At 63.0% G+C, this 18,926-nt stretch carries 15 protein-coding genes; 6 read left to right on the top strand and 9 right to left on the bottom strand.

Annotation, left to right across the window (positions count from 1 at the left end; genetic code table 11):
* The first annotated feature begins 6 nt into the window (after positions 1-6).
* The 5 genes from IV501_RS05060 to IV501_RS05040 all read left to right on the top strand — a co-directional run bounded on the left by IV501_RS05060 (position 7) and on the right by IV501_RS05040 (position 6,595).
* Positions 7-669, top strand: coding sequence for a response regulator transcription factor (locus IV501_RS05060; RefSeq protein WP_200555269.1), 663 nt, complete (start codon positions 7-9; stop codon positions 667-669).
* Positions 666-1,670 (top strand): sensor histidine kinase, encoded by a 1,005-nt coding sequence (locus IV501_RS05055; protein ID WP_307812183.1) that lies wholly within the window; start codon positions 666-668, stop codon positions 1,668-1,670. Before IV501_RS05060 ends, IV501_RS05055 begins: the two co-directional genes overlap by 4 nt.
* Positions 1,671-1,728: 58 nt before the next feature.
* Positions 1,729-3,255 carry a glycosyltransferase family 39 protein gene (locus tag IV501_RS05050; protein ID WP_234698317.1) on the top strand — a complete coding sequence of 509 codons (1,527 nt, stop codon included), beginning with the start codon at positions 1,729-1,731 and terminating at the stop codon, positions 3,253-3,255.
* Between the two features lie 113 nt (positions 3,256-3,368).
* Positions 3,369-5,864, top strand: coding sequence for a glycosyltransferase (locus IV501_RS05045; RefSeq protein WP_200555267.1), 2,496 nt, complete (start codon positions 3,369-3,371; stop codon positions 5,862-5,864).
* Complete coding sequence (locus IV501_RS05040) at positions 5,861-6,595, top strand: phosphatase PAP2 family protein (RefSeq protein ID WP_200555266.1); 735 nt, start codon at positions 5,861-5,863, stop codon at positions 6,593-6,595. Before IV501_RS05045 ends, IV501_RS05040 begins: the two co-directional genes overlap by 4 nt.
* A 12-nt stretch (positions 6,596-6,607) precedes the next feature.
* Here IV501_RS05040 and IV501_RS16355 read toward each other — a convergent pair whose 3' ends face one another.
* Positions 6,608-6,730 carry a hypothetical protein gene (locus IV501_RS16355; RefSeq protein WP_267910389.1) on the bottom strand — a complete coding sequence of 41 codons (123 nt, stop codon included), beginning with the start codon at positions 6,728-6,730 and terminating at the stop codon, positions 6,608-6,610.
* A 128-nt stretch (positions 6,731-6,858) separates the two neighbouring features.
* Here IV501_RS16355 and IV501_RS05035 point away from each other — a divergent pair, with 128 nt between their 5' ends.
* Positions 6,859-8,574 (top strand): alkaline phosphatase family protein, encoded by a 1,716-nt coding sequence (locus IV501_RS05035; protein WP_200555265.1) that lies wholly within the window; start codon positions 6,859-6,861, stop codon positions 8,572-8,574.
* Between the two features lie 10 nt (positions 8,575-8,584).
* On the opposite strand, the gene IV501_RS05030 is transcribed toward IV501_RS05035, so the two are convergent.
* The 8 genes from IV501_RS05030 to IV501_RS04995 form a co-directional block, all read right to left on the bottom strand.
* On the bottom strand, positions 8,585-9,334 hold the full coding sequence (locus IV501_RS05030; protein ID WP_307812182.1) for an FAD:protein FMN transferase: 750 nt from the start codon (positions 9,332-9,334) through the stop codon (positions 8,585-8,587).
* Positions 9,331-9,831, bottom strand: a complete 501-nt coding sequence (locus tag IV501_RS05025) for an FMN-binding protein (protein ID WP_307812181.1) — start codon at positions 9,829-9,831, stop codon at positions 9,331-9,333. The genes IV501_RS05030 and IV501_RS05025 overlap by 4 nt, the downstream gene beginning before the upstream one ends.
* Positions 9,828-11,243 carry a ferredoxin reductase family protein gene (locus IV501_RS05020; protein ID WP_307812180.1) on the bottom strand — a complete coding sequence of 472 codons (1,416 nt, stop codon included), beginning with the start codon at positions 11,241-11,243 and terminating at the stop codon, positions 9,828-9,830. Before IV501_RS05020 ends, IV501_RS05025 begins: the two co-directional genes overlap by 4 nt.
* A gap of 100 nt (positions 11,244-11,343) precedes the next feature.
* A complete protein-coding gene (locus tag IV501_RS05015; protein ID WP_200555264.1) occupies positions 11,344-12,693 on the bottom strand; it encodes a sensor histidine kinase in 1,350 nt (449 codons plus the stop codon).
* Positions 12,694-12,696: 3 nt separating this feature from the next.
* A complete protein-coding gene (locus tag IV501_RS05010; RefSeq protein ID WP_200555263.1) occupies positions 12,697-13,398 on the bottom strand; it encodes a response regulator transcription factor in 702 nt (233 codons plus the stop codon).
* A 173-nt stretch (positions 13,399-13,571) separates the two neighbouring features.
* Complete coding sequence (locus tag IV501_RS05005) at positions 13,572-15,365, bottom strand: FAD-dependent oxidoreductase (protein WP_200555262.1); 1,794 nt, start codon at positions 15,363-15,365, stop codon at positions 13,572-13,574.
* 136 nt (positions 15,366-15,501) lie between these two features.
* Positions 15,502-16,392: a LysR family transcriptional regulator gene (locus tag IV501_RS05000; protein WP_200555261.1), complete on the bottom strand. Its 891-nt coding sequence runs from the start codon at positions 16,390-16,392 to the stop codon at positions 15,502-15,504.
* Positions 16,393-16,534: 142 nt separating this feature from the next.
* Positions 16,535-18,910 (bottom strand): GAF domain-containing protein, encoded by a 2,376-nt coding sequence (locus tag IV501_RS04995; RefSeq protein ID WP_307812202.1) that lies wholly within the window; start codon positions 18,908-18,910, stop codon positions 16,535-16,537.
* Positions 18,911-18,926: the final 16 nt, after the last annotated feature.

The following is an 18,926-nucleotide window of genomic DNA, read 5'->3' as shown; positions in this document are numbered from 1 at the left end:
TTCACTATGGACATCCGACCGCGTCTGCTCCTCGTCGAGGACGACTCCAAGTTGGGAGCAGTCATGCGGCAGGTTCTGGAGGAGGTCTATGAGGTCACCCTCGTCGACGACGGCAGGGAGGCTCTGGATTTGGCGCTCTCGAGCGATTTCGAGGCGATGGTAGTGGACAGGCGATTGCCCAACCTGGACGGCCTGGAGCTCATCGAGGCTCTTCGAAAGAAGGGCGTGACGACGCCCATGTTGATTCTCACCGCGCTTGGCACCATCCACGACAAAGTGCAGGGGCTGGATGCGGGGGCGAACGACTACCTCGTGAAACCGTTCGAGTTCGATGAATTGTTCGCCCGACTCCGCGCGATCCGCCGGGTGTTCACCGGAGAGGGCCCCTTCGTGCGCATCGGGCTGTGGGAGTTCTACCCGGAGAGTCGCACCGTCTACTCTCCCTACGAAGGCCGCATGATCCTCACCGAACGGGAAAACGCCCTGCTGCGCCTCTTCGCCGAGAATCCGCAGCGCACGTACAGCAGGGAACAGATCCTGCGTCAGGTGTTCGACGAGAGCGACCTGCCCGGCACCGTCGACACCTACGTTCACTACGTCCGTCGCAAGACCGATCCCGACCTGATCACGACCGTGCGCGGGCAGGGCTACCGCTTGGGCGCGCTGTGAAAGCGAGTCGGTCGAACGGTCAACTCATCGACGCCGACGCGCGGGCGGTGCGTCGAGCCGCGCGAGTGGTCGGCGCTCAGATCACAGTGGCGTCAGCAATTCTCGTGATCGGAGTTCTCGTCGCGGCGCTCGTCTTCGTGCTGAGACACATTCCCGCAGCCAAACTATTTGACCGGAACGGCCCGCACGAGACCACGATCGACATCGGGGGGATCGATATTCTGATGGCGGGCATCGTGATCGGCGTGGTGGCCATTCTGCTGGCCGCAGCCATGAGCATCTTCGCCACACGGAGGGCGGTGCGGCCGCTGGGCGACGCCCTCCGCAGCCAACGTGCGTTTGTCGCCGATGCCAGCCACGAGCTGCGAACCCCCTTGGCAGTGCTCGATGCTCGCCTCCAGTTGCTCCAGCGCGGCCTCACGCCGCAGGATCGTTCGACCGAGATCGTGTCCGAGTTGCGACAAGACGCTAAGACGCTGATCGAGATCGTCAACGACCTGTTGGTGTCGGCCGAGGCCGTACCGAACGGCGATCCCGAGCCCGTCGCGGTCAACCCCGTCGCCGTACTGGCCGTGAATTCGATGCGGGTTCTCGCCGCGGATAAGCATGTAACGATCAGCCTGGTCGACACGACGCAACTGTCGACGATGGTGCCGCCAGCGAGCATCCATCGATGCCTCGTCGCTTTGCTCGACAACGCTCTGGACTTCGCGCCGCCGGGTTCCACGGTGACGGTGTCGCTGACCGAGCAGAAAGGGATGGCTCGCCTCGCTGTGCGCGACGAGGGCGCCGGAATCCAGGGCATCGAGCCGGCGAGGATTTTCGATCGATTCGCCCGCTCGGGCTCGTCTGTCGATGGCGGAGGCACCAGCCGCACGGGCTTCGGGATCGGCCTGTCGCTGGTTCGTGACACCGTTGAACGGGTGGGCGGACGGGCCACCGTCTCCGCGACCTCTGCCCAGGGGACGGAGATCGAGTTGCTCATCCCCCTGGCGCGCTGAACGCAGCAGATCCGACATTCTTCGAGCTTTCTGAGAGGCACCCGACTGTGCTGGCGTGATGGCACTCACTCGAGAACGCCTCGCCCCCACCGCGATCGGGCTCGGCGTGGCCCGACGGATGCCGCTGCTCGCCGTGCTTGTGGGACTGTGCGCGGCGGCCGTCTCCGTGAGCGGGTCGTGGATCCCGTCGTTATGGGGCGATGAGGCGGCCAGTGTGCTCTCTGCCCAGCGGTCGATTCCCAGCTTGTTCGCCATGCTCGGCCATGTTGACGCGGTTCACGCCACCTACTATCTCGGGCTCCATTTCTGGATCGAACTCTTCGGGGCATCCCCGTTCTCGGTACGGTTCCCGAGCGCAGTCGCGATCGGCGTCTGCGTCGCCGGCGTCGTCGTTCTCGGCACCAGGCTGGACTCGCTCACGGTGGGCGTCGTCGGCGGGATGATCTGTGCGGTGCTGCCCCGGGTGACCGGAATGGGCGACGAAGCCCGGTCGTATGCCTTCACCGCCGCCGCCGCGACCTGGTTGACGATCGTGTTCGTGTCGATCCTGCGGAGCGAACGTCGGCGACGCCGGCAGTGGATCGTCTACGGCACTGTTCTGGCCGTCGGGATCTACCTCTTCCTCTACCTGGCCCTCATTGCTATCGCGCACCTTGCCGTACTGCTCGTCAGCGCCCGTACGCGACCGCTGATCCGTCCGTGGGCGCGCACCATGGTCGTTGTCGTCATCGTCGTGTCCCCCCTGGTCGTGGCCGGCATCTTCGAGCACTCGCAGATCGGTTTTCTCGCCGATCGGGTCACCACCGACTTCTACTCGCTGTTCGTGACCGTCTGGTTCGGGATGACCTCGTTCGCCGTCGTGGCGTGGGTGGCGATCATCGCAGCCGTCGCCTTCTTCACCCGCGATGTAGTCGCGCGCCGGGCCCGGGGTCTGTCGAACGGCGACCACTCGCTGTCGCCAACCGTGGTGATCGGAGCGTGGCTATTCGTGCCGAGCGTGCTCCTGGTCTCGAGCCGTCTGCTCATACCGGATTTCACCGCTCGTTACCTGTCGATGTGCGCGCCAGCCGCGGCGTTGATGATGGCGATCGGTGTCATCCGGCTCGCCCATCGTCGCGTGCCGCTCATCGCGCTCGCCTGCGCGGCGATCGTTGCCGTGGCGATCCCCGGATGGGTGCAGCAGCGTGGCCCGTACGCGAAGAACAACAGCGATTGGGCGGTGATCAGCGCTGATATCCGCTCCCTCGCTCAGCCGGGAGATGCGGTGGCTTTCGACGATTCGTCGCGGCCATCTCGAAGAACACGGCTCGCGTTCGACGTGTATCCGGCGGGATTCACGGGTCTCGACGACATCACTCTGAAAACCCCGTACTCGCAGAACACGACGTGGTTCGACAGCACATACACGGTTGCCGAAGCCAACCGGCTCGGCAGGCTCTCTGGCATCACCAGAATCTGGATGGTCGAGTACGCACTGCCCGGGCATATGGATACAGCAGGAATCTCTGAACTCGAGTCACTCGGTTTCACCCAGCGGACCTCTGTGCGGACCCATCGAAGCGTCATTATGGGATTCACCCGCTGAGGGAGCTTTCTTATAGCCGTCTGTGATCGGTCGGGTGAGACTCGCGCTCGTAGAGGAATCGACCTCTCGCGGAGGAAAGAATGCTCACCACGACACAGCGAACGATCGCACGGGTGTTGCGTCGAGTCCGGCGCGCTGCCCAGGCGGAACTGCGGGCGTGGGCGGCGAGGGCGCCCCTTCGTCCGCGAACGGTCATGTACGAGTCGTTCGCCGGAAACGGGGTGCTTGATAATCCGGAAGCCATGTTCCGCGAGATCATCCGCTCTCCCGATCTGAGCGACATTCGTCACATCTGGGTGCTCGCCGGGGCTGGACACGATGAGATCCGCAGGGAGTTCGCTCACGACCGCCGCGTGCGCTTCGTGAAATACCGCTCGGGCCGGTACTTCCGTGCGCTCGCGACGAGCGGATACCTCATCAACAACGCGACCTTCCCGATCGAGTTCTCGAAGCGTCCCGGCCAGGTGTACGTCAACACCTGGCACGGAACACCGCTGAAGAAGATGGGCTACGACATGCCGGGTGGTGCCGTCGATTCCGCAAACACGGTCCGGAACTTCGTCGCGGCAGACTACCTGCTCTCGCAGAACCACTTCATGACCGAGCAGATGTACGAGAGTGCATACAAGTTGCGGGGTGCCTTTCGCGGGCGGATCGTCGAGGAGGGCTACCCCCGGGTCGATCGCCAATTCCTCGATCGGGGCTGCTTCCTCGCTGCCCACGCGCGACTAGAAGAGGCGGGGATCCAGCTGGATGGCCGCAACATCGTGCTCTACGCGCCCACCTGGAAGGGCGACTCCTTCGCCAATCCCGAAGACGACGCGAACGCGCTCCTTGCAACCGTGAGTGAGCTGCAGGACCGTCTGGGGTCATCGGAGTACATGGTGTTGCTGAAGACCCACCAGGTGGTGCACCGTTTCGCCGCGTCCCAGCCGGAGCTGAAGAGCATTCTCGTGCCCAACGACATTCCCACCAACACGATTCTGGGGCTGGCGAGTCAGCTGATCACGGACTACTCCTCGATCTTCTTCGACTTTCTCGCCACCGGTCTGCCCATCATCTTCTACACCCCGGATGCCGCCGAATACACCGGGTCGCGCGGAACCTACTTCGCCCCCGACGAACTGCCGGGACCGGTGGTGTCGCAGCTCGCGCAGGTCGCCGACCAGATCGCGCGGTCGGCGGGCGACGGTACTCCTGTGGTGCCCCACCCCAATTACGAGGTCTGGAAAGAGCGGTTCGTGGCACGAGAGGACGGTGGCGCATCCCGCCGCGTCGTCGATGTGATCTTCCGCGGCCACACCGACCTGCGCCGGGTGTTTCGCATCTCGGACGACGCGCGGACGCGGGTGCTGCTCCACCTTGGAGGTATGCGATCGAACGGGATCACCAGTTCAGCTCTCAATCTGCTCACTGCGATCGATCACGACAGCGTCGATGTCTCCATCGTGATCCAGCGCCCGCGCAGCGCAGACCAGCGAGCGAATCAGGCGCGCATCGATCCTCGAATACGGCAATTCCATCGCTCCGGCGGGATGAACGGCCACAAACTCCCCCACTTCCGACGGGAGACGGCGGAGCGACGCGGCCTCCCTGACCTTCACCACACCGTGCCAGGCCAGGCAGCGCTGTGGGCCGACGAGTGGCGACGCACCTTCGGCGACATGAGTTTCGATGTGGTCGCGGACTTCAGCGGATACAGCTCGTTCTGGGCCACGCTGCTGCTCCACTCCCCCGGCGCAGAGCGGCTGATCTGGCTGCACAACGACATGGCCGCTGAGGAGCATCGGGTGATCAAGGGGCGCCGGCGGATGCGACGCTCACTTCCCGCGGTCTTCGCGTTGTATTCGCAATACGACCGCCTAGTCTCGGTGTCGCCCAGCCTCGCGGCGGTGAATCGACGGTCGCTCGAACGCAGGTACACCCTCGACCCGAGCGTCTTCGTGACGAGCCGCAATCTGATCGATTCGGCCCGCATCCTCTCGATGGCGGCCGACGACCTCGAGCAATCGGTGACCACGATCGACGCAGACGGCGCCTCCCACACCCCGCCGTGGCTCGGCGAGTTCACCCGGCCCCGGGACGGGCGATGGTTTGTCACCGTCGGGCGGTACTCCACGGAGAAGAACCATGCGCGGCTGATTGATAGTTTCGCTGCTCTGCATGCGACAGCACCCGAGGCCCGGCTGCTGATCATCGGATACGGACCGCTGGAGTCCGCATTGCAGAAGCAGATCGATCACCTCGGCCTGAGTTCATCCGTCTTCCTGGTCGGTCACCTGGCCAACCCCGTCCCCGTGATGGCCGCCGCCGATTGCTTCGTGTTGTCGAGCAACTACGAGGGTCAACCCATGGTGCTCTTGGAGGCCGCGACTTTGCGACTACCGATCGTCTCGGTGAGGTTTGCGTCGATTACAGACGCACTCCCTCCCGGAGAGATCCACATCGTCGACCAGGACAGCGCGGCGCTCGCCCTCGGCATGGCTGAGTACCTGCACGGACAGGTCCAGCCCGCGCGACTCGATGCACGCCAGTACAACGCCCTCGCGCTGGCGGAATTTACCGACGCGATGAACATCACTCCTGTTCACTTCACGGCCGCAGCATGATTGACGGATCGCTGACCGAATCGCCCGTCGGAGCGCCCGCTGATTCGCGGCCAACCCGATCCCGCGTGCTGGTCATCAGCGGATCTGGCATCGCGGCCATACTGCTCCTCGTGGGGGTGGGCATGGCGATGACGGCCTCGCGCAGCTGGACCGCGCGGGAGATGAATGTGCTCGAAGCCGTCAGCCGTGCACATGTCGCCGCGCTCGATGCGCTGGCACTCGCCATCAACACACTGTTCAGTCCGCGGGTCGCTGCAACGATCGTCGTGATGGTGGCGGTGATCATCTGGGTCGTCACCCGCCGGCTGCGCACCACCGTCCAGTTCGTCGGAATCGTCTCCGGCTCGTGGCTGGGGACAGACGCGATCAAGGTACTCGTCCACCGCCCGCGCCCCGACGGAAGTCTGCTTGCTCATCCCCTCATTCACGAGGCGTCGAACAGTTATCCCAGCGGGCACACAGCGTTCGCCGCATCACTGGCGCTGACCCTGATCGTGTTGGCCCGAGGGCGCCGGTGGCAACCTGCGATCGTCGTAATCGGTGCAGCGAGTGCCGTGGTTGTTGCCTGGTCCCGGGTGTATCTGGGCGTGCACTACGTGTCGGATGTGACCGCATCGCTGGTCTATTCCGTGGTTGTGGTGTCGACGCTGTCGGTGCTCTGGGAGCGCTTCGCCGCGACAGCTCCGGTGTGGGATCGAGCGGCTCGCAGACCGGTCTCGCGTCTCGACTGAGTTCACCGGGATTCAGTCGTCGGAGAACTCGTCCGTCTCGTCGGAGTACTCGGCGAGTACCACTACGGACATCCAGCTGACGGCGAGCAGAGACCCCGCGAGGACTGCGCACGCTCCGATCAATACGGCGACCACGACTGCTCCTGACGAGACACTGGAGGCGAGCGACTGACCACTCGCCTCAGCCACGATCGTCCACTGGTTCTCAGAAACTCCTAAGGCAAGATCTCCTCTGGGGCTGCTCTGTGTGGGAGGCTCACCGCATGGACGCTGCCGAAGCACCGCAGAGTGCGAAGCCGAGTCGACGAGCCTTTCTGGGCCGGATCGCCTGGGGAGCGGCGGGACTCGCCGCCGGACTCGGGGCGGGGGTCGGCATCGGACACAACGTCGATCGCACGCAGGATGCGGACGCGCTGGCCGAACGCCCCGCGGGAACGGGATTCGACCATCTTGTTGTTCTGGCGTTCGAGAACCGGTCCTTCGACAACCTGTTCGGCTACCTCTACTCCGACCACGGCTATCCGCTACCTGCCGGGCAGAGGTTCGAGGGTCTGGCTGCGAAAGTACATTCGAACTCGGCTCCCGACGGAACTCGCGTCGAGGCGCATCCTTATTCGGGGCCCACCGACGAGATCATGAGCAGCCCGTCTCCCAATGCCGGGGAGGAGTACCCGCACATCAACACCCAGCTCTTCGGAATCGTGCGCCCGGCCAGTAACGCCCACGCCGTGACCCCGGTAGCTCCATATAACGCCCCGGGGCCGGGTGCACAGCCGACCATGAGCGGGTTTGTGACCGATTTCATCAACAACCACCGGGCGAAGACCGGGGTCGAGCTCACCGAAGCCGAATACAGCGTCATCATGGGCTCGTTCACTCCGGCGATGCTGCCCGTGTTTTCGACCCTCGCGAAGAACTTCGCGATCTACGACCATTGGCATGCGCCCGTGCCGACCCAGACCTTCGCGAACCGCTCGTTCATGCACGCATCCACCTCCAACGGCTTCGTGGAGAACAAAGGAGCGGGCGGTTTCGGCAAATGGATCGACCCGGCGCTGAACGATGCGCCGACGATCTTCAATCGCCTGGATGATGCCGGGCTGAGCTGGGCCGTCTACTTCGACGAGAGCCAGCTCATCTCGTTAACCGGGCTCATCCACGCGCCGGTGCTGGAACCGTTCTGGAAGACGCACTTCCGCACGATGACGCAGTTCCATGATGACGTGGCGGGAGGAACTCTCCCGGTCTACAGCTTCATCGAACCCCGCATGATCTACAACCACAACGACATGCACCCGGGTACCGGCGCCATCACGGCGCAGACCATTGATGGCAAGGTCGTCACGGGAAGCGGAGTTTCCGATGCCCGAGCTGGAGAGGTTCTGCTCCACGAGATCTACACCTCGATCAAAACGAGCGCCTCGGCGAAGGGGTCGAACGCGGTGAACACCATGCTGGTGGTCACCTTTGACGAGACGGGTGGTACCTACGATCACGTGCCACCGCCCGCTGCCATCCCTCCGGGCGATGGAAAGGTGGGAGAGCTCGGCTTCGGCTTCGACCGCTTGGGTGTTCGAGTGCCCGCTCTGGTGATCTCGGCGTACACCGCCGCGGGCACCGTTATTCACGACGAGATGCATCACGGTGCGATCCCCAGCACTCTGTGTAGTCAATACGGTCTCCCTCGTCTCACCGACCGGGACAAGGGCGCGACCACTTTGCACAATGCCGCGACGCTCCCCTCCGCGCGGCAGCCATCGTCGTGGCCGACGACGACAGCTCACTACGTTCCGGGAAACCCCGAAACGCTCGGACCGGCCCACGGTTCTAACGCGGTGCACCCGCTGAGCGCTCCCGCGGTCGGACTTCTGGGGGTGCTGCTGGCCAAGTACGGGCAACCTGGCGATCCGATTCCGAAGACCTACGCGGATGCATCAGAGCTGTTGGAGAAGCACGGCCGTGAGCTTTTCGGGACGTGAGAGCGGGCTCTCAGGTGCGAGCGGCCAGAGCGTTTCTCATCCCGGGGGTCATGGACAACTCGCCAGATCTCGTGACGGTGAGGACATCGATGTCCCAGTTCGCCGTGGCGATGTCCCGGAATGCCTCGCCGCCGGAGAGGATCGCGGTGGCGAGGACGTCTGCCGTGATGATGTCATCCGCTGCTACCGAGACCTGAACGAAGTCACGGTCAGAATCGGCCTGCGTGCGCCACACGTGCTCGCCTCGCTCCATCACGCCCGAGGTGGCGATGGCGCGACGGGGTTCGCTAAGGGCGACCACACAGAGAATCGAGGTGCGGTCGACCGGGTCGACGATGCCGATCTGCCATGCGCCCGAGTCTGGCGTTCCGGCGACCTGAACGTCGCCACCGACATTCAGGCACCACCGGTCGAATCCTCGATCGATGAGTTCCACCCCGGCATCGCGGATGGCGATGGCCTTGACGATTCCATCCAGATCGATGACGCCGTCGGGGCGGTGCGGAGTGAATGCTCCGCCGGTTGCCGATCGCCACTCGAGCGCCCTGTCATAGACAGAGCGCACCGCGGGGCTCGACTGCGTCAACAGTTGTTCGCCGCGGGCGATGCGGCTCAATTCCGAGTCGTCACGATAGAGCGAGAATGTCTCCTCCAAGCGGTCGAACGCTCCGCGGACAGCGGCCACGTCGCCGGCACCAACCGACGCACCCGGCACCTCGATCGACGCGACGGTGCCCATCGTCTCGAGGGTGACGATCACAGCCCCGCCTTGTCGATCGCGGACTGCACCGAGCTCAGATAGGCGTCGCTCGTATAGGTTGCTCCGCTCACCGAATCGACCTGTGCGGATTGCGACGAGATCACTTCGGAGCGCAGAGTCGGTGCGGCGCGATTGCTGATCTGTACGGACCGACCTCCCTGATCGGTGAGGTGCAGTGCCTTGACGTCGGTGATCTTGCCATTGGCGACGACGATCTCCACCTGGACGTTGCCATAGCGCGTCGACTGTACGGCCCCGGCGAAGGTACCGCTCGATGGATTTGGAGCCGCCGCACTTGGCGAGGGAGACGACGAAGGAACCGGTGAAGCGGATGACGTCGGTGACGCGGCGCTCGGCGTTCCCGTCGAGGTCGTGCTCGTCGCCGGGATCGCCGCCTGCGCCGCGAACGTGTGGGCGGCAGCCGATCCGAACTGCCAACCGATACCGAGGATCGCCGCCGAAGCGAAGATGCCTCCCAGAGTTGCTCGTACGCTCACCAGTCAAACCTTTCCGTGTGAAGTTGATGCGAGGGGATGCCGCTGCTCACGGCTTCGGCTTCGACGAGGTCGAGCCAGGCCGTCGGGCCACAGACATAGAGGTCGGACTCGTGTAATTCGGGAAAGATGCTCTTCAGCGTGACGCCGCGCTGATCGTCCTGCGCGGGCATCCATCCGCGGGAGCCCGTCGAGCGACGACCGACCATCGTGTACACCGTCGCCCCTTTTCGCCGCGCCAGCTCGATGACCTCGTCCCAGAGGTAGGTCTCCTCTGTGGTCGATGCTCGGAGCAGGATCGTGGCCTCCCCCGGGCGGATGTCGGAATCTTCGAGGAACGCGCGCACGGGGGTGATTCCGATTCCAGCCACGGCGATGGCCAGCTTCGGGGCGGTGCGTCCCGCATCCGTGAAGATCCCATACGGACCCTCGAACCAGACCGCGGTCCCGACGGGAACACGACTGATGGCGTTGCTGCCGGTGCCCAGATTGCGCACGGTGATCCTGGCCGTGGCGTCGCTCGGCAGCGACGACAGGGAGATCGGGTGGGAATGCCACCAGGTGCGGCCGGTCCAGAATCGCCAGATGAAGAACTGACCTCCAGCCGAATGCAGCGATCGCAGCCGTCGTCCGGACATGTCTATCGAGACGACCCCGGGTGCGATCTGCGTGATCGACCGTACGCGCAGCCGATGGCGGATGCTCGAGATGAGCGGCTCTGCGAACCGGAAGGTCGCGATCGAGCCGAAGGCGATGATGTACAACGCGAGCCAGTAGGCACGCTCGAAGGTGCCACCGGCGAGGATGCCACCGACACTGAGCTGATGCGGCACAGCGACGAGTACAGCGATGTAGCTGAGGAGGTGCACGAGGTGCCAGCCCTCGTAACTGAATTTGCGCCTGACAGCGACCAGGGAGGTGATGACCACGGCTATGAGTAGGCCGATGCCGATGAAGGCGAGTGGCAGATCCGGTATCGCCAGCATGGGGGCGATTTCAGCGATCGGGTTGATGCCCGAGGCCATTCCGTAGCCGATGATCAGCAAGACCGCGTGGGCAAGGAGCAGATAGAGAGCTGGCTTGCCGAGCGAGCGGTGCACGGCGATTGCCCGATCGTGGCCTACGGTGCGGTCGATGATCGGGATCCTCGCCGCCAAGACGATCATCACGAGAATGAAATCGGTACCGATCAGCCCGGCGATGATTCCCACGCTGGTGATGGCATCGCTCACCGTCCCGAATTTTCCGGCTCCGCCATAGGCGAGGAACAGGGCCAGTGCCGCGGCCGCGGAAGCCCAGAGAGCGGCGACCATCGCATCCGACCGTCGCATCCGTCGGCGATAGTCCCGCCGGTGGTCGGGAGTGTCCTGCATGGCACGGCTCCCGAGTCGAGGCTCTGGTGTGGTGACGTTCACGATCGCTCCTTCCCCACTCAGCTAACGTTCACGATTTGATAAGAATCGCGGAGCGTCCTTTGCAGAGACCGTGAAGAGGCCCTCTCACGAACGAGAGTTCTTACATGTTGGGCAGACGGACCTCGGCGATCAGGCCCGGATGCGCGTTCGTCAGGGTGACCGTGCCCCCCGCTGCGTCGACGATTGCTTTCACCAGCGCAAGACCAAGACCGGCGCCACCGTCCCCTGTGCGGGATGCATCGGCGCGCGAGAAACGGTCGAAGGCGCGAGGGATGAACGGATCCGGCATCCCCGGTCCATCGTCGGCGATCGACAACGCGAGAGTGTCATCGGTCTGCGTGAGCGTGATCTCGATTGCTCCAGAGTCACCCGCAGCCGCGATTGCGTTCCCGGCCAGGTTGTCGACGATCCGTCCAAAATCGCCGGCCGATATGGGAAACATCGCTGCGGGCTCACGAGTGACGGCCGAGAACGAGACATCGATGCCCTTCGCCAGCGCGAGTAGTCGCGTCCGGTCCACGCCCTCCATCGCCTCGGAAACAAGCTCATCCGCGCTGGTCGGCTCGAGTTTAGCCTCCGCCGATTCGGTGCGAGACAGTGCCAAGAGGTTCGACGCAAGCGACGACAACCGATCGACGGAGCGCTGGGCGGTGACGATCTGCGCCGGGAGCGCTGCCGGATCGGCGAAGTCGCGATGAGCGAGTTCGAGTTGCGTTTTGAGCGCCGCGAGCGGTGTTCTGAGTTCATGGGCGGCATCCGAGACCATCTGCTTTTCGCGAGTGTTGGATCGCCTGACCCGCTCGAGGAACGCGTTCAAGGTCGCGGCCAGGGCCGCTATCTCGTCGTTCGCCTCGCCTAACGGGAGGTCGACGGCGCCTTCAGTCGCACTGAGATTCTCGGCCTGCATGCGCATGCGGCTGACAGGACGCAGGGCAGCGGATGCGAGTAACCATGATGCAGCGCCGAACAGGATCACCAGAGCACCCGCTCCGACGATGAGCCCGTGGTCCAACCGCTCCATGGCGAACTGACTTGCGGCCTCGCTACGTGCTGCCCATAGCGACCAGGTACCCTCCGGTGTGGTAACCGTCTTGCCCACGAGAACGAAATCCGACCCCTCGCCCGCAGCGACGAAGTCCTCGTTCCCGCCGAGACGGTGCTCGAGGGTTTCACGGATGTCGTGAGGCATGGTGTCGAGCTCAACTCGGCCTTGGGGGTTTCGGATGTACACCAGCGAGCCTTTTGCCGAATCGTCGACGAGGCCGTCCGGGTTATTTCGGATCTCTGCCGCAAATGAAGTGAGGTCACCGGCCGCGAGCGACTGATTCGACGACATCAGGATCGAAGAGATCTCCAGCCGAACGACCACGAGAGTCGCCCCGAATAACAGGATCGCGAAGGCCACGCTTCCGAGAGTGATTCGCCACCTGATCGACAGTCTTTTGAACATCGGTCAGACGCCTTCTCGAGCGCGGAGTTCATAGCCGATGCCGCGAACTGTGCGGATGATGACGTCGGCCGACGTGGATTCGAGCTTGCGGCGCACGTACTTGATGTACTGATCCACGATCGTCGGATCGATGTTGTTAATGGTTCCCCAGACCTCCTCGAGGATCTCGGCTCGACTCACCGCACGGTCGATGTGCACTATCAGGAAGCGGAGTAGGAGAAATTCCTTCGTGCTGAAAGAGATCGAGGCATTTGCGACCGACGCGCGCATAGTTGCCGTATCCAGCGAAACGTTTCCCGCGACAACCACGATTTTCGGTGCGGCTGAATCCCGTCGAACCAGTGCGCGAACCCTGGCCGCGAATTCTGCGAAGGCGAATGGCTTGGTGAGGTAGTCATCCGCTCCGGAGTCCAGGCCGAAGACACGATCTTCGATGGCGTCGCGCGCGGTGACGAGAAGCACCGGAAGGGAGTTGCCGTGATTGCGCAGGTGTCTGCAGACTTCGAAACCGGTCATCTCGGGCATCATCACGTCGATCGTCGCGGCAGCGAATGTCCCGCTCGCGGCGGCCATGAGGGCGTCCATTCCGTTGGTGACGACCGTCACCTCGTATCCCTCCGCCCGCAAGCCCTTCGCGACGAGGTCGCTCATCTCGTGGTCGTCCTCGACCACAAGGATGCGTGACGTCGAGCTGTTTGCGACCATAGTCCCTGCAGTTCCGTATGGGGGGTGACACGACACTAGACCATCGTCATGCTCGACTGGCCGTCCGCCCTTTCGTGAACCACTGGGTGGGTGGATTCACGAACTGATTGGTCGCGTGTTGTCGCGACGGAAGAGTAGTACACATTCCAGGGTCGAACCGGTCGCTAGGACCCCTACGGTGTGGTGTGAATCGCCTGGTGCACCGATGCGACAGCGCTTGCGCCCTCCCCGACGGCTGCTGCCACCCGCTTCATCGACCCGTGCCTCACGTCTCCCGCGGCGAACACGTTGGGAGCAGAGGTTTCGAAGGCGAACGGAACGCGCGCTGGTGCGGTCGCGATCTGAAATGCGTCGACATCGAGGTTGACGTCGGTGAGGATGAAATTGTTGGAATCGACGGCGATTCCCGTGAGCCATTGTGTAGCGGGAGTTGCGCCGATGAAGCAGAACAGGGCTGCACATTCTTCGCGGTGACTGTGACCGGTGACGGTGTTAGTCAACGTCACTTCTTGCAAAGTCTCCCCGCCATCCAACGCCGTAACCTCGGTCGATGGGAGTACCTGAATCCTCGGATGGGAGACCAAACGTTCCGCCAGGTAACTAGACATTCCGGCACTTAACTCTGGCCCGCGTATGACGACATCGACACGGCAGTTGCTGTTAGCCAGAAAGAGGGCCGCCTGGCCAGCAGAATTAGCCCCGCCCACGATGACGACGGGTCTTCCCGCGCACGCCGTGGCCTCCAATTTGGTCGCGCTGAAATAGATTCCCGCTCGTTCGAACTTCGCCCATCCCGGAATCGGCAGAGTGCTGTATTGGGCTCCAGTCGCGATAATGACAGCTTTGGACGAAATCTCGCTTCCATCTCCGATTCTGAGCACGGGGTGCGTGTCACTGGTCATCAGTCCAACTACTTCGGTGGGTGCGTAAATGTGCGCACCGAACTTCAGCGCTTGAACGCAGGCCTTATTGGTCAGGTCTGTGCCGCTGATCCCATTGGGGAAGCCCAGATAGTTCTCGATTCGCGAACTTGCGGCCGCTTGCCCGCCCGGGCTGACGGTGTCAAGCAGCACAGTCGTCAGCCCCTCAGACGAGCCGTAGACGGCGGCGGCCATCCCTGCCGGACCGGCTCCGACAATGACGAGGTCGACGCTATTCTCCCCGTGTCTGTAGGACAGCCCGAGGCGTTCCGCAAGGCGTCTGGGTGTCGCCCGACGGAGCGCTCCGCCGGGAATGAAGACAACGGGAAGCTGATCTCGAGTCACACCGGTGCTCTGCATCAGAGCAAGGCCAGCCACCGACTCGCTGTCGAACCAGACGTGTGGCAGATCGAATCGCTCGGCGAACGACCGAAGAGCCAGCGATCCCGAGGACGCAGTACTGCCAAGAATTTCCATTGTGTGTGAAGCAAGACCCTTGACCAGCTCTCGACGAGCTTGGAACGCCTCGAGAAGAATCGCGGACAGATCTGCGTCTTCGGCCATCAGCCTTCTAAATCCGGAGGGCGGGATCCGATAGATATAGCCCGCAACGGCCACCCGAGCGACCAGGTAGGAAAACTGGCCGGTAAGGAGTGTCAGCTCGCCGAGAAATCTTCCCTGGGTGTGCCGGGTAATGAAGATTTCGGGCGCATGCGCCGTGCTGGCGGAGAAAATGTCGATTGCGCCACGCTCGACCAGAACCAGGTCTGACACAGGTTCTCCGACCCGGTAGATCAGATCGCCGACGCTGATTGGTTGCCGCACGCCATATCTCCTGATTCGTTCGAGATGGTCGTCGCTCAACGTCGGATAAGCAGGTGAGCCGCCACTGGCCTCGGCCGAATTGGGTCTCACCACGAGCGATCTCGTCTCACCAGTTCGATGACGCGGCGGAGCAAGGATGATAGCCAGTGTCGAAGTGAGGGGGCGGGAAGGGGTGCAAAGACGGCCAATCGAGACACAAAAACGGAAAGCGATACCACCCAAAAGATCCCCACCGTTTGGGGTCCGCAGCTAATGGCTAGGCCGCTTAAAGCACTGCCGCGTGCGATGCGGGAAGGTGTGGATGCGCCTACCCTGTGATGGCCGAGTACAGGCCACTGGCTGCCGCGCACGTCGCCCATCAGACTGTTATTGCGTGTTGCGTCTGTCGTAGAGCGATGTCTACGACCGCTCCGACGTGATGCGTGAACCGGTCGCGTGCGTACGCGACGACAACGGTGCAGGATCGAAGCCCGCGCACTGGTTTGAACGCGAGATCAGATCGGGAATAGGTTTCTGCGGTCGAAAGAGGGAGGATCAAAATGCCATGCTCTGCGGCGACGTGTTCGAGTGCTTCTTCTACGTTCGGCACCGAAAATCCACGCCAATTCAACCCGGGTATCCGGGCGACGCGCGGTCCAAGTCCTGGCGTCGAAATCTCGGGGACGCTGTCCGGATGTTGAAGAAGCCGAAAGCCGGCGAGGTCCTTCAGCTTCAGATAGTCAACATGAGCCAACGGGTGGTCATACGGCAACGCAACAACGCGAGGCTCGTCGAATAGCGGGACCAGTTCCACACCGTCTCCCGCGATCGGGGCACGCGCGAAGCAGACATCTACACGACCGCCCAGTATTGATTCACCCTCTTGCTCCTCTGGCACTCGGACGAGGTCCACCTCGATATGTGGATAAAGGCGTCCGAACTCTCGGGCAAACTGGGCGACCGATATTCCCTGGGCAAATCCGATAGTGACGCGCAGCGGGCGATTCTTCAGCTCCGCCAGTCTCTCGCGAATCGCATTTGCAGAGGCCAATAGCGGCTCGGCTTCGTAGAGAAGCTGCTTTCCCGCTTCCGTAAGGGCCACGCCGTGCGTCGTGCGCGTGAAGAGCTCCGCGCCCATCTCCCCTTCGAAAGACCGTATTTGGCGCGTCAGGGCCGGTTGGGCGACGCGCAGCTCATTCGCTGCTTTTCGAAAACCCTCACACTCTGCGACGGCAACGAAATAGCGGAGCTTTCTCAGATTGATGTCCACGATTCCACCCTGCGTCGCTCGGCGCTCCGCTGTTCATTCCCCGCTGTTGGTTCGGTTGACACGAGTCTTCTACGCTGCTGCTCGAAACACGCGAGGGTTGGCCGGAGAAGATTTCCGGATAACCCCACGCTGGGCAGATGCCTTAGTCGGCTGGCGCTCGGGGAGTGGCTGTGGGAATCCGTGCGACTATCCGGGTGCCGCCGTGTGCGGTGCCCTCGATCTCGAGCGTCCCGTTGCTCGCTTCGATGCGGTCTTTCAACCCGGTGAGTCCGGTGCCGCGAGACGGGTCAGCGCCACCCACGCCGTCATCTTCGATGATGAGGATCAGCTCGTCCCCGTCGCTTGAGAGCACGCACGACACGGTGAGGCGGGTGGCTTGCGCGTGCTTCACGGCATTGGTGATTGCCTCGGCGACGGTAAAGTATCCGGTCGTTTCGATGATCGCGGGTAATCGAGGGATGTCGAGCTTGAGATCGACCTCACACTGCGTGTCGGCCACAAGAGATCGAATTCCGGCAGCGAGTCCGCTCCGCGTGAGCGCTGCGGGCAATATGCCGCGGACAATGTCACGTAATTGACGATTCGCTTCTTCGGCGCTCGACAATGCCTCGGCGAGGAGTTCGGCGTCGGCGCCGCCGGCAGATCCCATGGCAAGTTTGAGCATGAGGATGGTGTTCACCAAGCCTTGTTGTGCACCGTCGTGGACGTCTCGCTGCAGCCTTCGCCGGGCTTCATCGGCCGCGGCTATCACTCGTGCACGGGACTGCGTGAGTCCATCTCGATGAGCAGAGTTGGTGATCGCTGCAGCCAGGAGATCGGCGAAGGGCTTGAGGCGATCCCGTGCGTTCATCCGGCTGGGCGCATCCGAGGAAACCGTGAGAACACCCCAGAGTTCACCGTTGACCAGAATCGGGACTTCAGCTCGGTGAGCGCCACGGGTCGCCTGTGGTTTCACCTCGGCCACGACGCGCGGTTCGTCCAACCCGTTGTGGTATTCGCGGGCTACCGTCGCCGATGAGGCATCGAGAACGCGAGCCGCTTGCTCCACCACCGCTTCCAACACGGCGGGGAGGGGGGACTCTCGTGCCACAAGCTCAGCGACGTGCCGCAAAGCTGCCTGTTCATCGGCGAGGCGGCGCAGGCTCTCTCGGGCTTCCGCGTTAGCGATCGCCGCCCAGGTCAGCTTCGCAAAGCCCTCCAACCTGCTTTCGGAGTCGCGCGGAAGGGGGCCAATCTGTGACGTGGCCACGAAAGCACCCCACACGCGGTCCTCGATGAAAACCGGAACCCCGACGCCAGCGCGGATACCGTATCTGCGCACGATGGCAGCGCTCGGAACGGAGTCAAAATCATCCACCCGCACGGTTGCCTTAGCGTGCGCGATTCGATCAGACATCGACCCCGGCGGGTGAACTATTCGGGTCCCGGGCGGAACCGAACTCGCGTACGTTGCGACTGCCACCACCGTGTCGGCGCTTTCAAATTGGAGCAGAGTGACCTCTTGTCCGTTGAGCTGATCGGAGGCCGCTCGACAGATCGCAGCAAGAATGTCGTCCATTGGCCCGGCCCGTGGAACTCCGCGCGCCGCGAGCTCGGCGATACGTCGCAAGGATGCCTGCTCATCAATAAGCTCACTCAGTTGCTGGCGGTTGGTGATCGCGAGAATTATCCGCCCAGTCACCTCACTCAGATCGTTGAGGAACTGAATGGTGTGGGTGGGTAATCCGGGGAGAGTTGTTTCGATGCTCAAAACGCCAAGGGCGTTATGCTGGGCCGTCACAGGAAATGCCATTGTCTGGGCCGGACGAACGGATGGCTTACTGATCGACACCACGGGGTTTGTCGCAGAGACCACCACCCCGCCGATGACCGTTAAGGTAGCGTGCTCTACTCCGCTCAGCATGGAAGCGTACTCCACCAGCCTCGACGACACCTCGGTGATGGACGCCCCGCTGGCATCCCGTTGAATCACGCGCATCGCTTCGTCATGTTCAGCGACAGTGCGAAGCTGATCTCGGGCCTCGATGCTGTCGAACGAGGCTGTGACCAATTGCGCGAACGCGGAAAGTAGAGCCTCCGTGTCTGGTGGTAGCTGTTCGACCGATGAGCTGACGAAGAACATCCCCCAGACTCGGCCCTCGACGACGATCGGCACGGCGATAGCTGCGAAAATTCCAAAGCGCGCGGCCAGTTCGGCATCCGGCTCTCGTCGGTAGTCGTCGACGCGAACCGGCAACCCGGAGCGAAATACGCGGTCCGGTAGGGTGTCGGGTTCGGACACGATGCGCATCCCAGGCTCTGCTGGTCCGTCGGGAGAAGCCCGCACGAACAGGTCTCGTGGCCCGACGAATTGCGTCAGAGTGATAGGCAACCCATCAACTTGCCGCGACGCCTCGCGAACGATGATGGCGATGATATCTACGTCAGCGCCCGCGCTACCAATAAGGTTCGCGACGTCGCGCAGAGCGCGTTCTTTCTCGACGAGCCGCCGGATCTCGGCGCGTTCAGCGTCCGTCACGAACAGAATCGGCTCG

It is taken from the genome of Lacisediminihabitans changchengi, assembly GCF_016634425.1.
GTDB lineage: Bacteria > Actinomycetota > Actinomycetes > Actinomycetales > Microbacteriaceae > Lacisediminihabitans > Lacisediminihabitans changchengi.
The sequence above is the reverse complement of the archived record's forward strand: the minus strand, read 5'-3'. Positions and strand labels throughout refer to the sequence as shown.

What these genes read in the sequence shown, in the direction of transcription:
- IV501_RS05060 (WP_200555269.1), top strand. Translation starts at nt 7, where the DNA reads ATGGACATCCGACCGCGTCTGCTCCTCGTCGAGGACGACTCCAAGTTG.
- IV501_RS05050 (WP_234698317.1), top strand. Translation starts at nt 1,729, where the DNA reads ATGGCACTCACTCGAGAACGCCTCGCCCCCACCGCGATCGGGCTCGGC.
- IV501_RS05040 (WP_200555266.1), top strand. Translation starts at nt 5,861, where the DNA reads ATGATTGACGGATCGCTGACCGAATCGCCCGTCGGAGCGCCCGCTGAT.
- IV501_RS05035 (WP_200555265.1), top strand. Translation starts at nt 6,859, where the DNA reads ATGGACGCTGCCGAAGCACCGCAGAGTGCGAAGCCGAGTCGACGAGCC.
- IV501_RS05015 (WP_200555264.1), bottom strand. Translation starts at nt 12,693, where the DNA reads ATGTTCAAAAGACTGTCGATCAGGTGGCGAATCACTCTCGGAAGCGTG.
- IV501_RS05010 (WP_200555263.1), bottom strand. Translation starts at nt 13,398, where the DNA reads ATGGTCGCAAACAGCTCGACGTCACGCATCCTTGTGGTCGAGGACGAC.